The 21,847-nt window shown below is 62.6% G+C and carries 18 protein-coding genes and 2 pseudogenes; 8 read left to right on the top strand and 12 right to left on the bottom strand.

The window, feature by feature from the left end; all coding sequences use genetic code 11:
* Positions 1-108 precede the first annotated feature (108 nt).
* Positions 109-1,251, top strand: coding sequence for a GGDEF domain-containing protein (locus M2S36_RS05600; RefSeq protein WP_207837922.1), 1,143 nt, complete (start codon positions 109-111; stop codon positions 1,249-1,251).
* Between the two features lie 88 nt (positions 1,252-1,339).
* Here the strand turns inward: M2S36_RS05600 and ppnN are convergent, their stop codons facing one another.
* Positions 1,340-2,713: a nucleotide 5'-monophosphate nucleosidase PpnN gene (gene ppnN / locus M2S36_RS05595; RefSeq protein ID WP_207837924.1), complete on the bottom strand. Its 1,374-nt coding sequence runs from the start codon at positions 2,711-2,713 to the stop codon at positions 1,340-1,342.
* A 210-nt stretch (positions 2,714-2,923) separates the two neighbouring features.
* Positions 2,924-3,985 carry a YeiH family protein gene (locus M2S36_RS05590; protein ID WP_207837926.1) on the bottom strand — a complete coding sequence of 354 codons (1,062 nt, stop codon included), beginning with the start codon at positions 3,983-3,985 and terminating at the stop codon, positions 2,924-2,926.
* Positions 3,986-4,096: 111 nt separating this feature from the next.
* Between M2S36_RS05590 and M2S36_RS05585 the strand changes: the two genes are divergently transcribed.
* Positions 4,097-4,984 (top strand): LysR family transcriptional regulator, encoded by an 888-nt coding sequence (locus M2S36_RS05585; RefSeq protein WP_333956826.1) that lies wholly within the window; start codon positions 4,097-4,099, stop codon positions 4,982-4,984.
* A 58-nt stretch (positions 4,985-5,042) separates the two neighbouring features.
* Here M2S36_RS05585 and M2S36_RS25060 read toward each other — a convergent pair.
* The 9 genes and pseudogenes from M2S36_RS25060 to oxdA all read right to left on the bottom strand — a co-directional run.
* Positions 5,043-5,297: pseudogene (locus M2S36_RS25060) on the bottom strand (methyl-accepting chemotaxis protein); the annotation flags it as partial.
* A 30-nt stretch (positions 5,298-5,327) separates the two neighbouring features.
* Positions 5,328-5,990, bottom strand: a pseudogene (locus M2S36_RS25055) (PAS domain-containing protein); the annotation flags it as partial.
* Between the two features lie 337 nt (positions 5,991-6,327).
* On the bottom strand, positions 6,328-7,602 hold the full coding sequence (locus M2S36_RS05575) for a GTP-binding protein (RefSeq protein WP_333956825.1): 1,275 nt from the start codon (positions 7,600-7,602) through the stop codon (positions 6,328-6,330).
* A gap of 11 nt (positions 7,603-7,613) precedes the next feature.
* The gene (gene nthB / locus M2S36_RS05570) at positions 7,614-8,261 is read right to left on the bottom strand and encodes a nitrile hydratase subunit beta (RefSeq protein WP_207837936.1); all 648 of its coding nucleotides are present in this window, start codon (positions 8,259-8,261) and stop codon (positions 7,614-7,616) included.
* A 36-nt stretch (positions 8,262-8,297) separates the two neighbouring features.
* Entirely contained in the window at positions 8,298-8,879 is a 582-nt protein-coding gene (gene nthA, locus M2S36_RS05565; RefSeq protein ID WP_207837938.1) for a nitrile hydratase subunit alpha, read from the bottom strand.
* 88 nt (positions 8,880-8,967) lie between these two features.
* On the bottom strand, positions 8,968-10,482 hold the full coding sequence (locus M2S36_RS05560; RefSeq protein ID WP_207837940.1) for an amidase: 1,515 nt from the start codon (positions 10,480-10,482) through the stop codon (positions 8,968-8,970).
* 187 nt (positions 10,483-10,669) lie between these two features.
* Positions 10,670-11,194 (bottom strand): group I truncated hemoglobin, encoded by a 525-nt coding sequence (locus M2S36_RS05555; RefSeq protein WP_207837942.1) that lies wholly within the window; start codon positions 11,192-11,194, stop codon positions 10,670-10,672.
* A 38-nt stretch (positions 11,195-11,232) separates the two neighbouring features.
* Positions 11,233-12,099 carry a transporter gene (locus M2S36_RS05550; protein ID WP_207837944.1) on the bottom strand — a complete coding sequence of 289 codons (867 nt, stop codon included), beginning with the start codon at positions 12,097-12,099 and terminating at the stop codon, positions 11,233-11,235.
* Between the two features lie 91 nt (positions 12,100-12,190).
* Positions 12,191-13,249, bottom strand: coding sequence for an aliphatic aldoxime dehydratase (oxdA, locus tag M2S36_RS05545; RefSeq protein WP_333956824.1), 1,059 nt, complete (start codon positions 13,247-13,249; stop codon positions 12,191-12,193).
* A 525-nt stretch (positions 13,250-13,774) separates the two neighbouring features.
* Here oxdA and M2S36_RS05540 point away from each other — a divergent pair.
* Entirely contained in the window at positions 13,775-14,716 is a 942-nt protein-coding gene (locus M2S36_RS05540) for a helix-turn-helix domain-containing protein (RefSeq protein ID WP_207837948.1), read from the top strand.
* A gap of 336 nt (positions 14,717-15,052) precedes the next feature.
* Here M2S36_RS05540 and M2S36_RS05535 read toward each other — a convergent pair whose 3' ends face one another.
* Positions 15,053-15,646: a helix-turn-helix domain-containing protein gene (locus M2S36_RS05535; RefSeq protein WP_025338781.1), complete on the bottom strand. Its 594-nt coding sequence runs from the start codon at positions 15,644-15,646 to the stop codon at positions 15,053-15,055.
* A gap of 346 nt (positions 15,647-15,992) precedes the next feature.
* On the opposite strand from M2S36_RS05535, the gene glnT reads away from it, so the two are divergent.
* From glnT to M2S36_RS05510, 5 genes are all read left to right on the top strand, one after another.
* A complete protein-coding gene (gene glnT / locus M2S36_RS05530) occupies positions 15,993-17,327 on the top strand; it encodes a type III glutamate--ammonia ligase (protein WP_207837950.1) in 1,335 nt (444 codons plus the stop codon).
* A 67-nt stretch (positions 17,328-17,394) separates the two neighbouring features.
* The gene (locus M2S36_RS05525) at positions 17,395-18,300 is read left to right on the top strand and encodes a class II glutamine amidotransferase (RefSeq protein WP_233693526.1); all 906 of its coding nucleotides are present in this window, start codon (positions 17,395-17,397) and stop codon (positions 18,298-18,300) included.
* 27 nt (positions 18,301-18,327) lie between these two features.
* Positions 18,328-19,002, top strand: coding sequence for a protein glxC (locus M2S36_RS05520; RefSeq protein WP_102689157.1), 675 nt, complete (start codon positions 18,328-18,330; stop codon positions 19,000-19,002).
* Positions 19,003-19,017: 15 nt separating this feature from the next.
* Entirely contained in the window at positions 19,018-20,343 is a 1,326-nt protein-coding gene (locus tag M2S36_RS05515; RefSeq protein WP_207837953.1) for an FMN-binding glutamate synthase family protein, read from the top strand.
* A gap of 151 nt (positions 20,344-20,494) precedes the next feature.
* Positions 20,495-21,799 (top strand): ammonium transporter, encoded by a 1,305-nt coding sequence (locus M2S36_RS05510; protein ID WP_333956823.1) that lies wholly within the window; start codon positions 20,495-20,497, stop codon positions 21,797-21,799.
* Positions 21,800-21,847: the final 48 nt, after the last annotated feature.

Genomic DNA, 21,847 nt, shown 5'->3' with positions numbered 1-21,847 from the left:
GACAAACGTGCATCGTCCCTCTGAAAAGTCATCACAAGCACATACAATCGGGCCGTTTCCTCGTTAACCAGATAGGCCAATCCATATATGGCGCTTGACCCACCCACGATGCTGACTATCTCGATCGCCCTGGCTGCCGCAGCTGCATTGTATCTGGCGATCGAGTGGCGCAGCGTTCGCGAGCCATCGCTGCTGTTCTGGAGCGCAGGCTTTGCCACCATCACGATGGGTTCCACCCTGGCCTTGCTGCGCGGCATCGGCTTGTTGCTGATTGGTATCTGGTTCGCCAACGGCTTGCTGGTGGTGGCGCACTGGTTCTTCCTGGCAGGGGTGTTGCGCTTTACCCAAATGCGGCTGTCGCGTATCTGGTTGTCGGTCGTGCTGGTGTGGTTCGCCTTGCTGCTGTTGCCTGTGGGGCCGCAGTGGTCGAAGGTGATGCTGATGGTCAACTCGTTGCTGGTGGCGCTGTTGACGCTCAAGGCCAGTTGGCTGTTGCGGCCGCATGGCAAGTCGCTGAGTGTTGGCGCTGTGCAGTTGCGCTATGTATTGCTGGTTCACGGCTTGTTCTATGTGGCCAAGGCGATCATTGCGATCACACCAGGTACGCTGATTGACCTGGCCACCTTCGGCGGGCTGATCATTCAGGTGTCCTTGGTCGAAGGCGCGATGGCGATCATGCTGATTGCCTTGTCGATGACCGGCACTGTGCGCTACCGGCGCGAGGTGCGTATTGCCCGGCTGGCAGCCCGTGATCCGTTGACTGCGCTGTACAACCGGCGCGCGCTGGAGGTGCGGGCGGGGCCTTTCTTCAAGGAAGTGAGCCCGGCTCAGCCCGGGGCCTTGCTGCTGATCGACATCGACAATTTCAAGCTGGTCAACGACCTGCACGGGCATGTTGCAGGGGACCGCTTGCTGATTGCCTTGAGCGAGATGATACGCACGGTGCTGCCCGAGCGCTCGCTGGCGGCGCGGCTGGGCGGTGATGAGTTCGTCATTCTGCTGTGTGGTGCGAGCAGCGAGCGGATCATGGAGCTGGGTGGGTTGTTGCGCGAACAGTTCCAGCAGTTTGCCAGCAAGACGGTGCCTACGCCGCAGCCGGTCACCTTGAGTATCGGCGCCAACCTGTTCGACCAGCCGCCGGCGAGCCTGGCGGCGTTGATCGAGCAGGGGGATGTGGCGTTGTACCAGTCCAAGCGCGGAGGGCGCGACAGTATCCGCTTCGTCGAACGGCCGATGGCCGACCTGAGCTAGTAGCAGTTTTGCCTTTGCCTTTGCTTCCGAGCGCTTGAACTGTCGCGCGCTTAGAAGCAAAAGCCGAAGCAACAGCAACAATGGCGAATCAGGTCACCACCTGGTAGCACGGTACATACGCCGCGCCACCAGGCAACTTCATCCGATGCTGGTCAACGAACGCCTGCAACAGCCGACCCAGTGGGTCCAGCACGGCGCTGTCGCCGCGGATCTGATACGGCCCGTGTTCCTCGATCAGGCGGATGCCCTTGTCCTTCACGTTGCCGGCGACGATGCCGGAAAACGCCCGGCGCAGGTTGGCGGCCAGTTCGTGGGCCGGCAATTCGCGGCGCAGGTCCAGGTCGGCCATGGCCTGGTGGGTCGGGTCGAACGGGCGCTGGAAGCTCTCCTCGATCTTCAGTAGCCAGTTGAAGTGGAAGGCATCGTTGCGCTCGCGGCGGAACTGCTTCACCGCCTTGAGCCCTTCGACCATGTGCCGGGCGACTTCCGCCGGGTCGTCGATAATGATCTCGTACAGGCGGTGCGCCGCTTCACCCAGGGTGGCGCCCACGAAGGCGTGCAACTGTTGCAGGTACGGCTCGGCGCTGCGCGGGCCGGTGAGTATCACCGGGAACGGCAGGTTCTGGTTGTCCGGGTGCATGAGGATACCCAGCAGGTAGAGGAACTCCTCGGCCGTGCCGGCCCCCCCCGGGAAGATGATGATGCCGTGGCCGACACGGACGAAGGCCTCCAGGCGCTTCTCGATGTCCGGCAGGATCACCAGTTCGTTGACGATCGGGTTGGGCGCTTCGGCGGCGATGATGCCCGGCTCGGTCAGGCCCAGGTAGCGGCTGCCGTGCATGCGCTGCTTGGCATGGGCAATGGTGGCGCCCTTCATCGGGCCCTTCATCACGCCCGGGCCGCAGCCGGTGCATACGTCCAGCTTGCGCAGGCCCAGCTCGTGGCCGACCTTCTTGGTGTACTGGTATTCCTCGCTGCTGATCGAATGGCCACCCCAGCACACCACCATCTTCGGCTCCACGCCCGGGCGCAGGGTGCGGGCGTTGCGCAGCAGGTGGAAGACATAGTCGGTGATGCCCTGGGAGCTTTCCAGGTCGATGCGCTGGCTGGCCAGCTCGCTTTCGGTGTAGACGATGTCGCGCAGGGCGCTGAACAGCATTTCACGGGTACTGGCGATCATTTCGCCATCGACGAAGGCGTCGGCCGGGGCATTCAGCAGCTCCAGGCGCACGCCGCGGTCCTGTTGATGAATACGCACCTCGAAGTCCTGATAGGCCTCGAGGATGGTCTTGGCATTATCGACATGGGCGCCGGTGTTGAGGATGGCCAGGGCGCACTGGCGGAACAGGGTGTAAAGGCTACCGGTACCGACTTCACTCAGTTGCTGCACTTCACGTTGTGACAGCGTCTCCAGGCTGCCTTTGGGGCTGACGGATGCATTGATGACATGGCGTTGAGGCATCTAAGTCTTTCCTGTGCGGGTAAAACATCCTTCTTTGACAACACCATACCGAGAAATGCGGGCGGCAACGAGGGGGGAGTGGAAAAAGCTTGAGACCCGGTTGGCTTCTTCGCGGGCTTGCCCGCTCCCACAGGGACCGCGCAGCGCTCAAGGTTTGCGCTGTACCTGTGGGAGCGGGCAAGCCCGCGAAGAAGCCAGCACGGTCTCAAGTCAGCCCAACAGCCTCTGCACGCCAAGGGTAATTGCCACGCCGCCAAACACCAGCCAAAGGTTGAGAATCGCTCCGGTCGCCAGCGCCCGTGGCCCGGCCTGGCGAATCTGGCTGAAGCGCGTCTCCATTCCCAGCGCGGTCATGGCCATGGTCAGGGCAAAGGTATCCAGGCTGTTGACCGCCTGCGTCACGCTACCCGGCAGCACTTGCAGCGAGTTCACCAGCACCAGCGCGAGGAAGCCGAAGGCGAACCAGGGCATGGCGATGCGCCCGTTGCCCTGTGCCTGGCCCGGCTGGCGTGCGCGGCTGATCCAGAGGCCCACCACCAGGAGTACCGGTACCAGCAACATCACCCGGGTCATCTTGACGATGGTGGCGATATGCGTGGCCTCGGGGCTGACGTTGCTGGCCGCACCGACCACCTGGGCCACCTCGTGAATGGTGCCGCCGAGGAACAGCCCGGCGCCCATGGTGTCCAGGTGCAGCCAGCCGGCATTGATCGCCAATGGGTAGAGGAACATCGACAGGGTGCCGAACAGCACCACGCTACCAACCGCCATGGCGCTTTTGTGCGGGGCACTGCGCAGGGCCGATTCGAAGGCCAGTACCGCGGCGGCGCCGCAGATGGCGCTGCCGGCCGCGGTCAGAAGGGCGGTATCGCGGTCCAGCTTGAACAGCCTCATGCCGCACCACAGGCCGATCAGCAGGGTGCTGGACACCACCAGTAGCGACACGATGAGCCCGGACCAGCCGACTTCGGCAATTTCCTGCAGGCTTACCCGTAGGCCGAAGAAGGCCACGGCAATGCGCAGCAGGCCGCGGGCGGAAAAGTTGATGCCCGCTGCCCAGCTCGCCGGTACGCCGTCACGCAGCGCATTGCCGTACAGCGCACCGGCGACGATACCGACGATCAGCGGGCTGATGCCCAGGTTGGCGATGGCGGGCAGGGCGGCCAGCTGGGTGACCGCAAGCGCGAAAAGCGCGACGAACAGAATGCCATTGAGCCGCCCTCGGGTGGAGAGGGTAGGTGCAAAGGCGGGGTTGGACGGAACCGTGGCCATGTGAGTCCTCCGGAAAGGTATTTCGACATGACCTACGTTAATCTGGTTATAAGCTTATAAAAAATCGTAATTTAGGATGGCAAATATCCGTATAGCTGATACTTTTCAATCATGACCCCAGAACAACTGATAACGTTCGCCACCGTCGCCGAGCACGGCAACATCAGCCATGCGGCCCAGGCCCTGCACCTGTCGCAGCCGGCGGTGTCTGGCCAGCTCAAGCTGCTGCAGGAGGCCTTTGGTGAGCCCCTCTATCAGCGCGCCGGCCGTGGTGTGCGGCTGACAGCAGCCGGCGAGCAGTTGCTGGCCCATGCCGAGCGCCTGCGCGAAACCTTCCGCCAGGCCCAGGCATTGCGTGAGGCCATGCGCGGGCTGGAGCGCGGTACCTTGCGCATCGGCGCCAGCACCACGCCGGCCAGCTACCTGCTGCCGTACCTGATTGCCGATTTCCATGCCCGCTACCCGGAGGTGCTGGTGAGCACTTCCAATGGCAATACGGCAGAAATCGTCGCCGCGCTGGACAGCGTTGACATCGCCCTGATCGAAGGGCCGCCTGGGCAGGAATTGCCATTGGGCACGGCGGTGACGGCGTGGCGGCAAGACGAGATCGTGGCCATCGTGCCGCGTGGTCATCCGCTGGCGAGCAGTGACCAGCAGACGCTGGCATCGCTGGGGGCCTACCCGTTGGTGCTGCGCGAGAGCGGCTCGGGTGTGCGGCAGATCGTCGAGCGGGCATTTGCCCGCAGTGGTGTGGCGATGCGCGTGGCGCTGGAGATTGCCGGGGTGGAAGGGGTGAAGGAGGCGGTGCGGGCCGGGATGGGGATCGGATTTGTGTCGGCGATGTCGATCCGGCATGAAGATGGGGCGTTGCAACGCTTGCAGGTTGTGCCGCAGGCGTTGGTGCGGCGGTTTTCCATTCTGGTGCCGCATGCCGCTACCCCGTCGCGGGCGGCGGCGCGGTTTCTCGAGTTGTGTGTTGGCCCGCAAGAGGTGGGGTAACGTACCTGATTGGAATTGTTTTGAATCGTCAACCCTGCGCTGGCACGGGTTAGCTGTCGATCATCTGCGCCGCTTGCTGGGTTGCCTGGCTTGTACGGGTTGCAAGCTTGCGCACCTCGTCCGCCACCACCGCAAAACCGCGCCCGGCTTCGCCCGCACGCGCCGCTTCGATGGCGGCGTTCAAGGCCAAGAGATTGGTCTGGCTGGCGATGCCCTGGATGGTGGCGACGATGTGTGTCAGTTTGCCAAGGGTCTCCTGCATCACCTGGTGTTGTTGCGCCTGCGCCTCGCGGATGGTGCTTTCTTCATGCCGGGCATGGATATCGGTTATAGCCCCGACGACCCGCAACGGCGCGCCATCCTGGCCACGGCGGGTTTGCCCGCGGCCGCGGAACCAGCGGTAGGCGCCGCTTTGGTGCCGGAGTCGGTACTCGACATCGAAGGGGGTGTTGCCGCTGCGATCGTCGACATGGGCGACAAACGCCGAGATTGCGCGGGCGCTGTCGTCGGGGTGCAGGCGTGAGGTCCAGCTTTCCAGGGTGTTGGGGAATTCTTCGACGGTGGTGCAACCGAGCAGCCTGCGCATCTGCGATGACCACCAGATGGTGTTGCTCGGGTTGGCCGGGTCGCCAGCCACGACCTCGATATCCCACAGGCCGTCATGGAGCATCTCGCGGGAAATGTCGAAACGTTCGGCGGCCAGTTCCAGCTCCTGAATATGCAGCTGTTGTTCATGGATGTCCCGCAGGGTGCCCGCTGTGGCGATTGCAACGCCGTTTGCATCGCGTAGCGAACTGCCGCTGACCCTGCACCAGCGGTAGTCACCGTCGGCTGTGAGTTTCATGCGTACGTCCAGTGCAAACGGCGTGCGTCCGCTGCGGTCGGCGAGATGCCGGGCCAGGGCTTGCATATGGGCGTTGCGATCAGCCGGATGCAACCGTTCGTTCCACTGGCCCAGCCGGGGCAGGTGCGGCGCGTGGATCGAAGCCGAGCCTGTCCACTCCATCACGCACTCCGGCGCGGGTGTGGCAGCGGCGGATGGCTGCAGTTGCCAGAACAGCTCATCGGCACCTTGGGTGGCCAGTACCCAGCGTACATCCAGTTGCCGCACCCACTCGTCGCGGTCAGCCAGGCGCTGTTCTAGCTGGCTCACCTGAGAGGCAAGTTCGCGCGCCTGCTCCTTGAGCGTGCGCCGCTCTTGGAGCAGTTGCTCGACGCCTGTGAGGATGCGCCGCAGTAACGGGTTGCGCGACGACAACGGCGCGCTCGGCTGATCGGGCTGGTCGAGGCGGTCGGCGAGTGGGGCCAATACCCAGCGGCTGGTGCGATTAAAAAAAAGCATGCTACATCTCCAACGGGATAGCGGCGGCAGCCGGGAGGGGCTGCATCTGGCTGGCCGACAAGGCGAGTCTGTCAAAGACATTTGCCCATGGGAGCGTTGGCCAAGCCGACGGACCCATGGAGATTTCGTCTGCGCTCAGCAGGCAATGGTCGAGTTCGCGTTGTAACGTTGCGGTGTCCAAGTCCTGTCCAATGAACACCAGCTCTTGCCGGCAATCGCCGACGATGCTGTCCCACTTGGCCATGATGCCCTGCAAGCGGTACTTGTCCTGTGGCCACTGCGCCGGGTCTATGAAATTCCACCAGTGGCCAACGTAGTCCCACTGAAACTGCTTGCCGCTGTGCACCAGCAGGCCGATTTCACGGTGGCGACTGGCGAGCCAGAAGTAACCTTTGCTGCGCAGCAGACGGCCATTGCCCCAGGGGCGGGAAAGAAATTCGAGCAGGCGTTGCGGGTGAAAAGGGGCACGCTCGCGGTAAGCCCACGAGGTCACGCCGTAGGTGTCCGACTCGGCAGTCGGAGCGTTGCCGGCGTCCATTTGCTTCATCCAGCCGGGCGCGGCGGCTAGGCAGGGCAAATCGAACAGCTGCGTGCCGAGGATTCTCGACAGTTCAACATTACCAGCGACCATCGGCAGGATCTGCGCGCCTGGATTGAGCCCGGCCAGCACCGCCCGCAGTGTCTGGTATTGCGTTTCGTCGATCAGGTCGCGCTTGTTGACCAGAATCACGTTGGCATACTCGACTTGCTCGACCAGCAGATCAGCTAGCGGGCGCCGCGGCATATCCGCAGCGCTGTCGGCACGCTCGACGGTTTCGGGTGAGTCGAGCAGAGCTTGGAACTGGCTGGCATCGACCACCGTGACCAAGGTATCCAGCCGCGCCAGTTCGCTGAGGCTGAAGCCCTCGGTGTCGAGAAAGGCAAAGGTCTCGGCGACCGGCATCGGTTCGGAGATGCCGGTGGATTCGATCAGTAGATAATCGAAGCGCTGCTGACGCGCGAGCGCGCTGATCTGCTCGAGCAGGTCGGCGCGCAGGGTGCAGCAGATGCAGCCGTTGCTCATCTCGATCAACTCGTCCTGGCCGCGGTGCAGCGTTACATCACGCTGAACCTCGGCGACATCGATATTGACCTCGCTCATGTCGTTCACGATCACCGCCACTTTCAAACCCTGGCGATTGCGCAGGATATGGTTGAGCAGGGTGGTCTTGCCTGCGCCGAGGAAGCCGGAAAGGACCGTTACCGGAAGTCGGCCTGCCGCGGCGCCGGCAGCCATGCGCTCACCGCTCACGGGCTGTCGACCTTATCAAGGTAGCTTTCGAACAGGTCAACCACCACCAGGCCGTCGTCGGCGGCATCGCCCCACAGGTCTTGCACGCGGAACTCGACGTGGTAGGTCGGTTGATGCGCAGCGCTGCGGTCGCCGTGGCCGATTGCATCCGGGAACGGCCACTGCGCCGTAGTGCGGTGCAGCACCACGCCTTGCTTGCCACGTACATAGGCGGGCATGCGCACATGTCCGGCGACGTATTCATCTCGCACGATGACCCGATCGCCGACTTCAAACGGCGCGCGCCCGGTGATCGCCTTACGGCCTTGGGCATGGGCAGGGTTGGCCAGCTTGAAGTGCGAGCCGAGTGCTTCATCCAGTTCGGCTTGGGTGATGACGCCGGTCTCGACTAGCAGTGTGGCGGTCGCGATGACGTAGCGTTCGTAGTACTCAGTGCCGACATGCTGGCGCACATCGATGCGCTCCACTGCGTGACGGATTTCGTCGACGCTGAACTTGTTCATGTGGTCGGCGCCAATGAACATCAGGCTGTAGGCCAGGTGCTCCCAGTCCTGCTTGAACACTTGTTTGTAGCTCAGGCTGTTGATGCGGTGGGGCACTTTGCCAAAGCCCTGGAAACCGCCAAGATCGTGAAAGCCATCCATATTGAACACTCCGGAAGGTTAAGGGGGGCGGTCTACTCAGCCAACACGCGGCAGGGCGACACCGATCAGCACGTCTTTGGTGACCAGTTGGCGTAGCTGCTCTTCGCTCATGTGCTCCGAGCCTGCCGGCCGCTGCGGCAGCACCAGGTAACGACTTTCAGCGGTGGTGTCCCAGACCTTGATCACCACGTCTTCCGGCAACTCGGTGCCCAACTCCCGCAATACCGTGCGACCCTCCCGAACCAGTCGAGCGCGGAACTCGAAGCCCTTGTACCACTCGGGCGGCAGGCCCAGCACCGGCCAGTTGGTGCAGGAGCACAGGCTGCAGACGATCACGTTCTTCAGCTGCGGTGTATCTTCCAGGGCGACGATGTATTCACCCTGCGGCCCGGTGAAACCAAACTGGGCGCAGGCGGCGGTGCCGTCTTTGAGCAGCAGCTCGCGGAAGGCCGGATCGACCCAGGCCTTAGCGACGATGCGCGCGCCGTTATCTGGGCTCCAGCCGTGCTCCATCAGCTGGGTGAGTTGCTCAATGTAGCCTTCAGGGATGAGGTCTTTGCTCTTGAGCACTGCATACAGTGCCCGCGCCCTCTCGCCAGGGGTTGAAGTTACCGTCATGGGATTACTCCTCTCGTTCAACACGGTTGTCGAAGGTTGTTGCTGTTCTAGTTGTTTGGTTGTCGAGGCGCAGCGCCGGTTGTCTGCGCTATAGCGTGCGCCAGTCCACCGCGCCTTCGAATGCCGCTGCTGCCTGGTAGATTGTTCCCTCTGCGTAATGCTTGCCGACCAGCATCAGCCCAACGGGCAAACCGTCGACCAGGCCGCAGGGGACAGTCATGGCCGGGTGGCCGGTGATGTCCTGGGCGGCGGTGTTGCCGAGCATTTCCAATGCCCGCGAGACGTTTTCGGTGATAGAGCAATCCGCCGCCGGCAGCGGCTGGGCGGTGATCGGCACGGTCGGCATCACCAACAGGTCGAAGCGCTCCAGTGCCCTGTCGTAGCCGGCGCGGGCAAAGCGCGCGATGTTCTGCGCTTTGGCGTAATAACGGCCGTGGTAGTGGTCTAGGCCAAACTGGCCGACCAGCATGCACAGCTTGAGCGAAGGCGAGAGGGCGTCGGCCTGGGTGCGCCAGCCGACCTGTTTGTCGAGCAAGCCGACATCGTATAGGCCTTTCCAGTTAAAGCCTGCGCCGTTGCCATGCATCATCTGCATGGTTAGACCTTCGCAGCCAATCGGGCCCCACAGCATGCCGGCCAGGGTGTGTTCGGGAACCGAGACTTCCTCGACCACCGCGCCCAACGCTTCGAACCGAGCGATCGCGCTGCGCACCGATGTGGCAACCCGTGGGTCCAGGTTGGCTAGCTGGAACCCTTGCTGGAGAATGCCGATCCGCAGGCCGCGCACACCGCGATCAAGGTAGTGGCTGTAGGCATCAACTTCGGGCGCCCCCTGACGTGGATCGAGGCCGTCGGTGCCGGCCATCACTTCAAGCATCAGCGCGTTGTCGCGCACGTTGTTGGTCATCGGGCCGACATGATCAAACGTCGCCTCGACCGCCATCACCCCGGTATACGGCACCAGCCCGAAGGTCGGCTTCAGGCCGTAGATGCCGCACCATGCTGCAGGAATACGCGCCGAGCCGCCTTGGTCGCCGCCCACCGCCAGGTCAACTTCGCCGGCCGCCACCAGCGCCGCGCTGCCCGACGACGAACCACCACTACTGAAGCCTGGACGCAGTGGGTTGTGCACGGGCGCCGGGTCCGAGGTGTGGCTGGCGCCGGATAGGCAGTAGTGCTCGCAGGTGGCCTTGCCGAGAATGGTCACCCCAGCGTCGAGCAAGCGGGTGACCACCGTGGCATCGAACGCCGGTATGAAACCTTCCAGAGGCGCGGCGCCGTTCATCATCGGTACGCCGGCCAGCGAGATGTTGTCTTTCAATGCGAGCGTTTTGCCGAACAGCTTGCCTGAGCTGGCACCCGTCACTTCGGTGCGGTAATACCAGGCGTTCAGTGGGTTTTCTCGGCTGGACGGGCGATAACCGGCAGTGCGCTCGTAGCGCACCAGCGGGGTGAAGTCTGGTAGCTCGTCGACCAGGTCGTAGGCGTCGAGGCTGGGCTGCATAAGCGCCAAGTATTCGCTGGCTTGCTCGGTTGTCAGTTGCAGATGCAAGCGGTCGGCGAGTACCTGCAGTTGTTCGAGCGTCGGGCGGGTGATGGCCATGGTGTGTCCTGTTTCCGATGCTAGGGCGCAGGGCCCGGCAAATTGGCTGTTCGAGAGGCTCGCTGCGGCTGGGCCTGCTACTAAGCTAGCGCCAGCGCGCGGGCGGCACTTGGTTGAGCAGGACAGTCGCTTGGTTGAGAAGGACTGCCTTACGCCAGGTGCTGAGCGTCAGCTGGGGGGCGAGGGGTTACGGTTCCAGCTTGGGCACGGCGGCCTGTGCTGCCGCTTCGCTGCGGGCAGGCCAGACCACGCCCACGCTCTTCATGCCCTTGGCCGGGTCCATCTCAGGGTTGGCCAGCACCACGTCGCGGTAGGACGGGCTGCCGATCACCGCTGGCTTGAACTTGATTAGAAAATCGTTGACCTCCTGACGCAGCTCCGGCGCCAAGTTGTAGTCGTTGTAACACTCCTCCAGGCAATCAAGCGTGGCTTGCCAGTGCACCTCGGTCAGGCCCATGCCTCGGTGGGCAGTGACCATGTCGCGGCCACGGTACTTGGCGCTGCCACCCCAGTGCTGGGAGAGGAAGTCGACAAAGTTGATGTGCTCTTTCTGGAAGGTCGACTCGGACATATGTGCCCAGATATGACCAATTGCCGGATGGGCCATGGTCTTGCGCAATACCGCGCCGGCGAACTGGTAGATAGCGTCGTAGCCGCCCAGGCGGGTGTACAGCGAAGGTTGTTGTTCGGTGGATGCGTGTTGGTCAGCCATTTGTGCGTGCTCCATTTCAGCTGAGGGTGGGCAGACGGTTAAAAGACCCGGACGTACCTGAGGTTCAGGCGGAAGTTTTCTTTCGGGCCGTTTTCTACCGCGAGGTCACGCCCCAGTTGCATCTGCAACTGGTCCTGAGCGGTAAAGAACTTGGTGGCGGTAACGCGGAAGTTGGTGGTTTTGCTACGGTCGTCCTGGGAGGTGCCGTCCACTTGAGTTTCTCCACCCCAGGTGTGGCCTAAACCAACGGCTAGGGACGTGCCCGAGTCGATGATGTAGCGCCCCATTAGCTGCGCGGCGTATGACACATCCTGCTCACGGCGTACCGAGTTGACGGTGAAGTCGTCGTTGTCGCCGTACCAGATTGCATCACCGACTACATCGATCGCCCATTTATCGTCGAAGTGCTTGATGTAAGCGGCCTGCAGGTCGACCTTCCAGCGGTTTTCGCCCAGATTGAGCGCGTCTTTGCGGTCGTAGTTACCCGTTGGCGCGATGAGGTAAGCCGTAGCGCTGATCGTGTCGTTCGCCTCATTGAGGCGGTACTTGAGCGGCGCGGTCAGGATGAGGTCACCGATGCCGCTGGTGCTGCCCAGAACCGAGGCGTCACCGCCGCTGGAAACATGGCCGAACGGCAGCAGAAACTGCGGCTCGATGGTGAGACGGTCGGTCAATTCATAGACGTGCAGCAAACGCAAGATGCCGACGTTAGAGGTCAGGTTGAAGTCCGAGCTGGCCTTGTGGCCTTGGGCGTAGGCGCTGTCGGTGGTGGAATGCTGGTAATAGACCACACCGATGGTTTTACCCGCCGGCAGCACTTCATAATCCCCTGGCGAAACTTCAACTGCTTGCGCAGACAGGCACGGCGCGGCCGCTGCAAGCATCAGGTAACGGAGCTGTTTCATGGACTAAGTCCTTATCTTGAGTCAAAACGCGGGCAAAAAGAGCCCGCTGTCGTAATAACGACAGGTGCAGGGCTAAACGTGGAGTTCGTTGTTAGTTAGCGCTTACTTGCGCGTCACGCAACATGCCGGTGTGCGGGTGGCAGTTGATGTATTCGAACACCTGGGTGCTCGCATCCGACACCGACACCTCGTGGTAGAGCCGCAACTTCTCAAGCCCCGCAGCCACTCGAAAGAAGGTGACGAAGATGCGTAAATGGGTCGGATGGGATTCGGCCCAGCGCTCGAGTTTTTCCAGCGAACGCCAGTGGCCGATGTTGTAACTCATGTCCAGGAAGTTACCGTCCGCATCGATATTGCGTACAAAGCGATTGCTGTAACAGCCCAACGGTTGGCCGTTGTCGCGCAAGAAGTCCATGCCGTCCTGCAAAGTCGGCAAGATCTCATCCAGGTACAACGAGCGCTCCGCCGCCTCCGCCGCTGCCCAGTCCTGCCCCGAGCGAATCAAGGCGATGTTGTCATGGCCGATCACTACTACTCGACCACCCTTGGCTGGGTCGCCAGACACTACTCTCAGCTCGCCATTGGGGTTCATCCAGTCGGTTTGCGACATCGGGAAACGGTCGCGCATCGAGCCCCAGTAACCGTGCTCCTCGATTTCGCCACTGGTGTTGTCCATGACCGCGCCAACGCCGGGCAAGTCGTTTTGAAACGCATACAACGTCTCGAACTGCTCCGCCCGCGGAGCGGAGATCTCGCGGTAATAACCCAGGCCATCATTCAAGCGCTGCGGTGAATTCCACCAGCCATCCACCTCGGCCGAGCGCAACCAGCGGCAATAGGCGCCAGCGTCCTTCCAATAGCCGACGATCATCAGGTTATCGTAGCCACTGCTGTCGGTGTGGTGAGTCAGGTCGTAGGTCAGCGGGCCGTTGGCCAGACTGAAGCTGGCAGCGATGTCGCGCATCGCCTGTAAGGCCTGTTCGCGCTGGCTATCACCTTTGTATTGCACGCCCAGGTAAGCCATCACCACCTGAGTCAACTGCTCATCAGCGCGGCCAACCCACATAGGGAAGGGCGGCTGGTAATCGTCAGGCACTCGGCGCGATAACGTCCGCGGGCACTTGAGGTGTTTGTCGATTGCAGATTCCATCACAGGCTCCTTGTTATTTTTGGTTCAGGCACACGCTCAGTATCAAGGGCAGCACTCGCCAGCCGGGCTCGCATGGCGCAGGCCCCCCACTCAAGCAGCCACGACAGGAATTCTTCGGGCGCCAGGTCACGCATATGCAGCCACCTGAACTCATCGGCCACTTGCTGTTGTTGTGTGAATTGCATGGGTCACCTCGCCGGCATGGGTCGCTGAATTGCCGCAAGTGTCAAGTTAGGCAGGACCGACTAGCCCCGCTTTGTTCGCAAGGACAACTGTTTGGTTGGAAAAGACAGGGCCAAAACACTCACCCGAGTACGAACCGCAATGGTGCGGCGCACCACGGAAATCAGGTCTTTTGCCCTGAAATGGGGAGGGGTAGTTGATGCTGTTAACAGGTACGCGCTGACACAATCACGCAGTGGATTCCTTTGCGCCAACCCAGACCAATGGCGTGTTTTTTGCCTATATCACCCGCGGTAACAGTGCCCCGTTTTCTCCCTTTGTTGAATCAAGGTGAGCGCCATCATGGCTGAGACCAACCAATATTCCACTCTTGTCGTTCCGCCCGCTCGCCGCTTTGATTACTGGCGGGAAGTGGTCTGCCATCATTGCCTATCGGCAGACAGCAAACCCTCGTCGCAGGGCGATTTCGAAGGTGCGCTGCAGGTCAACGGAATTGGCCCCCTTGACATCACCACCCTGTCCTCGCCGCTGCATCACTGGGTGCGCTCCGAGCACCATTTGCGCCGCGACCCCGCCGAAGATATCTGGCTTGGATTCACCCTCGACGGCCATGGAGAAATCGAACAACACACCCGCAAAGCCAGCCTCACAGCGGGTAATTTGTTTCTTTACGACGCAACCAAACCGTTCCGCTTCAGCCTCGGTGGTACCGAAAACCACCTGATCCGCATCCCTCGCCCGCTGCTTGCTCAGCGCCTGCCCCGCATCGGCGACTTCACCGCGCTGGTGCTGGATGAAGCACGCCCCGGTGTGATCCCGCTGCGGCAGATGATTGGCCAGGCGGCCAGTTCAGTCGCGCTCTTGCAGGACGAAGGGATTTCCCGACGCTACTCCAACACCATCATTGATTTGCTGGTGCTCAGCCTGGAGCTGCAGGACCTTAATACCACTCATAAAGAGCTGGATTTGTATGAGCGGATCATGAACTACATTCAGCGGCATTTAACCGAGCCGGAGCTGTCGATCGAAACGATTGCGCTGGCGCACCATGTGTCAACGCGCACGGTGACCCGGGCGTTTGCGCGGCATCAGAAGTCGCCGGTTGCGGAGATTTGGAAGGAGCGGCTGAATGCTAGCCGCGTGGCGATTGAGTGTGGGCATGTTAGGAGTGTTTCGCAGGCGGCGTTGGAGTTCGGGTTTTCGGATTTTTCGCATTTTAGTCACGCGTTTAGGAAGGCGTTTGGGGTGGCGCCGCGTACTTTGTTGCGAGGAAGTGGAGGGTGACCATGGCCACCATCTGTTTTATAGGCTTTGCAAGAAACCTCAAATGAACATCGAGTCGCCTACTGCAGCGACCTCGATGTCGGACAGCGCGTCCAAGTCGAAATAGCCAACCGCACGCTTCCGAATGAGCCCGGACGAACTGCCCGGTGCAAAAAAGACGCTACAGCGTAGGAATTGTGAAACGAGGCTGTTTTACTCGCCAATACCACACCGATCAGCCCACGGAGCGGGGCTGGTCGATGTGTGTATTACCTTTGTAGGCACAGCTCGGAAGCCGATCGCGGGCGACGTGTGCTTGTCTGATCGCGACACCGGTTGTTGCCTTGCTGCGCCGCGTCACTCGTCGCCGTAGTTCATGATCGACAACAGGCGGATGGGTACCTGCACCAGTTGCTCGGGGCCGTGCGGGGTCTCGCCGTCGAAGGTCAGGCTGTCGCCGGCCTGCATGTGATAAAGCTGGTTGCCGTGGCGGTACACCAGTTCGCCCTCCAGCAAGTGGAGGAACTCGGTGCCGGGGTGGGCGAAGGTCGGGAACTCTTCACTGGCGTCGTCCATGGTCACCATGTAGGCCTCGAAGTTTTTCTTCGGCCCCCTAGCGTGATTGAGCAGATGGTAGGTGTGGCCTTTCTCGGTACCGCGGCGCACTACCTCCAGCCCTTCACCGGCTTTCACCAGCAAGGCATTGCCGTCGGGCTGGTCATATTGGCTGAACAGCTTGGCCATCGGCATGCCCAGCACGTCGCACAGGCGGCTGAGAGTGTCGAGGCTGGTGGACACCTGGGCGTTCTCGATCTTGCTCAGCATGCCTTGGCTGATGCCGGCGATGCGTGCGACATCAGCGAGCTTGAGGGACTGGGCCTGGCGTTGACGCTTGATCTGCAGACCCAGGTACTGCTCCAGGCGAAGGCGCGGTTCGGTTTCGGTTGGCATCGAATGTCCTGCACGGTTTCAGTTCAAGAATAAATTTTTCGCACCGAGAAAGTGCGAAAGGCAACTGCATTGGCAGCTTCTTTCCTCGGGTGAAAACAAGTTTCCCATAAATGGAGCATGAAAATCTGCCTGGGTTTTGTGCTGCCTGTATCGGCCTCTTCACGGGCAAGCCCGCTTCCACAGGGCTTTGCGGCGAACCCTGTGGGAGCGGGCATGCCCGCGAAGAGGCCCGCTCAGACACCGCAAGGTTGCACCCTGAACAAAGTTGGCAAGCGCATTGCATTCCTGTGAGGAAAGTAAGTTTCTCATGCGGAATCATTGCCCCTTGCCCAGGAGTGTTCAACCCATGTTGCCAGCAGAAACCCAGCGCACCCTCGATCAGCACGGCATCAAGTACGTGCTGGCACAGTTCGTCGATATCCATGGCTCGGCGAAGACCAAATCGGTGCCGGTATCGGGCCTGAAGATGGTGGCCGAGGAGGGCGCCGGCTTTGCCGGGTTCGCCATCTGCGGCATGGGCATGGAACCGCACGGCCCGGACTTCATGGCCCGCGGCGACCTTTCCACCTTGATCCCGGTCCCGTGGCAGCCGGGCTACGGCCGTGTGGTGTGTGTAGGCCACGTAAACGGCCAACCCTGGCCCTACGACAGCCGCTACGTGTTGCAGCAGCAGGTGCAGCGCCTGGCCGACAAGGGCTGGACCCTGAACACCGGGCTGGAGCCCGAGTTCAGCCTGTTCCGCCGCGACGAGGATGGCAAGCTGCAACTGGTGGACGCCTCCGACAACCTCGACAAGCCGTGCTACGACTACAAGGGCCTGTCGCGCTCGCGGCTGTTCCTCGAGCGCCTGACCGAGGCGCTGCAGCCGGTGGGCTTCGACATCTACCAGATCGACCATGAGGACGCCAACGGCCAGTTCGAGATCAACTACACCTACAGCGACGCCTTGGAGTCGGCCGACCGCTTCACCTTCTTCCGCATGGCCGCCGGCGAGATTGCCAACGACCTGGGCATGATCTGCTCGTTCATGCCCAAGCCCGACCCCAAGCGCGCCGGCAATGGCATGCACTTCCACCTGTCGCTGGCCAGCAGCACCAACAAGAACCTGTTCCATGACCCGTCCGACAGCAGCGGCATGGGCCTGTCGAAGCTGGCCTACCACTTTGCCGCAGGCCTGCTGGCCCATGGCCCGGCGTTGTGCGCCTTCGCCGCGCCCACGGTCAACTCGTACAAGCGCCTGGTGGTCGGCCGTTCGCTGTCCGGCGCCACCTGGGCCCCGGCGTTTGTCGCCTACGGCGCCAACAATCGCTCGGCGATGGTGCGCATCCCCTATGGCCGCCTGGAATTCCGCCTGCCGGATGCCGGCTGCAACCCGTACCTGGTCACCGCCGCGATCATCGCTGCCGGCCTCGATGGCATTGACCGACAGCTGGAGCCGGGCGAGATGTGCAACGAAAACCTTTACAACCTCAGCCTGGAAGAGATCGCCGCACGCGGCATCAAGACCTTGCCACAGTCGCTAAAGGAAGCGGCCGACGCCCTGGAGGCCGACCCGCTGTTCCGCGAGGTGCTGGGCGCCGAAATCGTCGACGAGTTCATCAAGCTAAAGCGCATGGAGTGGGTGGAGTACTGCCGCCACGTCTCCGACTGGGAAATCCAGCGTTACACCGAATTCTTCTGACCGCCCCCCAATCCCTTGGGCGGCCAGCACGAAAGCGGTCGCCCACTGCCTAGTAAGGAGCATCACCATGTGTGGAATCGTAGGTCTGTACCTGAAAAATCCCGAGCTGGAAGCCCAGCTCGGCAAACTCTTCGACCCCATGCTCAAGGCCATGACCGATCGTGGTCCGGACAGCGCCGGTTTTGCCATCTACGGCGATGAAGTGGCTGACGGCTGGGTCAAGCTGACCCTGCAGGCCACCGACATCAACTATCCCTGGACCACCTTGATGGGCCGGCTGGAGGGCAGCCTGGGCTGTTCGCTGGACTGGTTCCAGAACGCCAGCGCCGCCGTGCTCAAGGTGCACTCCGATGAGGCCGCTGTCCGCGCCGCATTGGCCGAGCAGGCGCCCGATGTACGCATCATGAGCGCCGGGCAGAGCATCGAAATTCTCAAGGGCATGGGCCTGCCGGCAGACATTTCCAGCCGCTTCGGCCTGGGCAGCATGAAGGGCAGTCACATCATCGGCCATACCCGCATGGCCACCGAAAGCGCCGTGACCATGGAAGGGAGCCACCCGTTCTCCACCGGTGCCGACCTGTGCCTGGTGCACAACGGCTCACTGTCCAACCACTTCCGCCTGCGCCAGCAACTCAAGCGCGAAGGCATCAGCTTCGAAACCGACAACGACACCGAAGTGGCTGCCGGCTACCTGACCTGGCGCCTGCAGCAGGGCGACAGCCTGGCCCAGGCCCTGGACGGCGCCCTGGAGGACCTCGATGGCTTCTTCACCTTCGCCATCGGCACCCGCAACGGCTTTGCCGTGATCCGCGACCCGATCGCCTGCAAGCCCGCCGTGCTGGCCGAGACCGACGACTACGTGGCCATGGCCTCGGAGTACCAGGCGCTGGCCAGCCTGCCGGGCATCGAAAACGCCAAGGTCTGGGAACCGGCCCCGGCCACCCTGTACGTCTGGGAACGCAAAAGCGCCTGACCTGCCACCGAACCACTGGAGAACCCCATGAAGACGATCGACCTTTCCAGCACCTCGGTGCGTGTCCTCAACCAGTCCTTGCACGGTGAGGTGCAGGACCACGAATGGCGGGTGACCCACCCCGACGGCAAGCACAACCTGGCCGTGGGCATCAACGCCGCCGTGGCCGTGGATATCGAAGGCCACGCCGGCTATTACTGCGCCGGCATGAACCAGCAGGCCAGCGTCACCGTGCATGGCAACGTCGGTGTCGGCGTGGCCGAGAACATGATGTCCGGCTCGGTGCGGGTCAAGGGCAGCGCCTCCCAGGCCGCCGGCGCCACCGCCCATGGCGGGCTGCTGGTGATCGAGGGCGACGCCGGCGCGCGTTGCGGTATTTCCATGAAGGGCGTGGATATCGTCGTCGGCGGCAGCATCGGCCACATGAGCTGCTTCATGGGCCAGGCCGGGCGTTTGGTGGTGTGTGGCGATGCCGGCGATGCGCTGGGCGATTCGCTGTACGAGGTGCGCATCTACGTCAAGGGTTCGGTGCAGTCCCTGGGTTCGGACTGCATCGAGAAAGAGATGCGCGCCGAGCACCTGCAAGAGCTGCAGGAACTGCTGAACAAGGCCGGCCTGGACCACAAGGCCGCCGATTTCAAACGCTACGGCTCGGCTCGCCAGCTGTACAACTTCAAAGTCGACAACGCCAGCGCGTACTGATCCAGGAGCATTCCCATGAGCGAGCAATTCCCCCCGGTACTGCGTGAGTCGGCCACCTTCGATCGCCTGACCATCCAGGAAATCCAGCGTGCCGCTGAAACCGGCATCTACGACATTCGCGGTGGTGGCACCAAGCGCCGCGTGCCGCACTTCGACGACCTGCTGCTGCTCGGTGCCAGCGTGTCGCGCTACCCGCTGGAAGGCTACCGCGAGAAATGCGGCACCGATGTGCTGCTAGGCACCCGCTTCGCCAAGAAGCCGATCCACCTGAAAATCCCGGTGACCATCGCCGGCATGAGCTTCGGCGCGTTGTCGGCCAATGCCAAGGAAGCCCTGGGCCGTGGTGCGACCATCGCCGGCACCAGCACCACCACTGGCGACGGTGGCATGACCCCGGAAGAGCGCGGCCAGTCACAGCACCTGGTGTACCAGTACCTGCCGTCGCGCTACGGCATGAACCCCGACGACCTGCGCAAGGCCGATGCCATCGAGATCGTCCTCGGCCAAGGTGCCAAACCGGGCGGTGGCGGCATGTTGCTGGGCATGAAGGTGACCGAGCGCGTGGCTGGCATGCGTACTTTGCCGATTGGCGTCGACCAGCGCAGCGCCTGCCGCCACCCGGACTGGACCGGCCCGGACGACCTGGCGATCAAGATTGCCGAAATCCGCGAGATTACCGACTGGGAAAAGCCCATCTACGTGAAGATCGGCGCCAGTCGCCCGTATTACGACGTCAAGCTGGCGGTGAAGGCCGGTGCCGATGTGATCGTGCTCGATGGCATGCAGGGTGGTACCGCCGCGACTCAGGAAGTGTTTATCGAGCACGTCGGCATCCCGATCCTGTCGGCCATCCCGCAGGCAGTGCAGGCGCTGCAGGAAATGGGCATGCACCGCAAGGTGCAGTTGATCGTCTCCGGCGGCATTCGCAATGGTGCCGATGTGGCCAAGGCCATGGCCCTGGGGGCTGATGCGGTGGCCATTGGCACTGCGGCGTTGATCGCGCTGGGTGACAACCACCCGCGGCTGGATGCCGAACTGAAGAAGATCGGCTCGGCGGCAGGCTTCTATGACGACTGGCAGAACGGCCGCGACCCGGCCGGCATCACCACCCAGGATCCGGAACTGGCCAAGCGCCTGAACCCGGAGGAGGCGGGGCGCCGGTTGGCCAACTACCTGCGGGTGCTGGTGCTGGAGGCGCAGACCATGGCACGGGCGTGTGGCAAGTCGCACTTGCACAACCTGGACCCGGAAGACCTGGTGGCGTTGACCGTGGAGGCGGCGGCGATGGCGCGGGTGCCATTGGCGGGGACCGCATGGGTGCCGGGCCAGGCGCAATATTGAGTTGACCGTCGGGGGCCGCTTTGCGGCCCTTTCGCGACACAAGGCCGCTCCCACATATAGCCACCGCAACCCCTTGTGGGAGCGGCCTTGTGTCGCGATGGGCTGCAAAGCAGCCCCAGGGCACCCCCACCATTCACACAGGAGTGACTCCATGAAGCAACTCACCCTCGCTGTAATGTTGTTAGCCCTGACTTCCCGGGCCCACGCCGCCGAGCCCACCCTGGACACCGGCAACACCGCCTGGATGATCTGCGCCGCGATGTTCGTGCTGATGATGTGCATCCCGGGCCTGGCGCTGTTCTACGGCGGCATGGTGCGGGCCAAGAACCTCCTTTCGGTGTTCACCCAGCTGTTCGCCGTGGCCGGGGTGATCGGCATCCTCTGGGTGCTGTTCGGCTACAGCCTGGTGGTCGACACCACCGGCATGGTCGAGGGCCAGCTGACCTTCAACAGTTTCATCGGCGGGCTGGGCAAGGCGCTGATGCTGGACATCGGTCATGACAGCCTGGTCGGTACCATCCCGGAAGGGGTGTTCGCGGTGTTCCAGCTGACCTTCGCCATCATCACCCCGGCGCTGATTGCCGGTGGTTTCGCCGAACGGATGAAGTTCAGTGCTTCGTTGCTGTTCATGGCCGCCTGGTTCGTGCTGGTGTACGCGCCGATCGCACATATGGTCTGGGGCGGGCCGGGGGCGTTGATGGTCAACTGGGGGGTGCTGGACTTTGCCGGTGGTACCGCCGTGCATATCAACTCCGGCGTGGCAGCCCTGGCTGCGGCGTTGATGCTGGGCAAGCGCAAGGGCTACCCGCAGGTGGCCATGCCGCCGCACAACCTCGGCTTCACCCTGGTGGGCGCCGGGTTGCTGTGGGTGGGCTGGTTCGGCTTCAACGTCGGCTCGGGGCTGGCGGCCAACCAGGCGGCGGGGGTGGTGATGCTGGCGACCATGGTGGCGGCTTGTGCGGGGATTGTCGGCTGGTTGCTGACCGAGAAGGTGATGCATGGTCGGCCGACGGCCCTGGGTGCGGCTTCAGGGGCTTTGGCAGGTTTGGTCGGGATTACCCCGGCCTGTGCATTTGTCGGGCCGCTGGGCGCGCTGGTGATCGGGCTTTTGACCGGGGCCATCTGCTTCTTTGCCGTGACCCGGTTGAAGCAGGCACTGGGCTATGACGACAGCCTGGACGTGTTCGGCCTGCATGGCGTGGGCGGAATGGTCGGCGCGATACTGACCGGGGTATTTGCCGCGCCTGCGTTGGGCGGCTATGTGGAGGGCGCGGCGCCGATCGGGCAGGCACTGGTGCAGTTGAAGGGAGTGGCGTTCACCTTCGTGTATTGCTTCGTGGTGAGCTGGGCGATTCTCGGGGCGATCAAGCTGACCGTGGGGCTGCGGGCCAGCCGGGAAGAGGAAGAGCAGGGGCTGGATCTGGCGGAGCACAATGAGCGGGCCTATAACCTCTGATTGATGTGTTGCCTGTACCGGCCTCTTCGCGGGCTTGCCCGCTCCCAC

The sequence above is a fragment of the Pseudomonas sp. SF2 genome (assembly GCF_036858055.1).
Classification (GTDB): Bacteria; Pseudomonadota; Gammaproteobacteria; order Pseudomonadales; family Pseudomonadaceae; genus Aquipseudomonas.
Note: the sequence above shows the minus strand (reverse complement) of the source record. Positions and strands in the feature narration are given on the sequence as shown.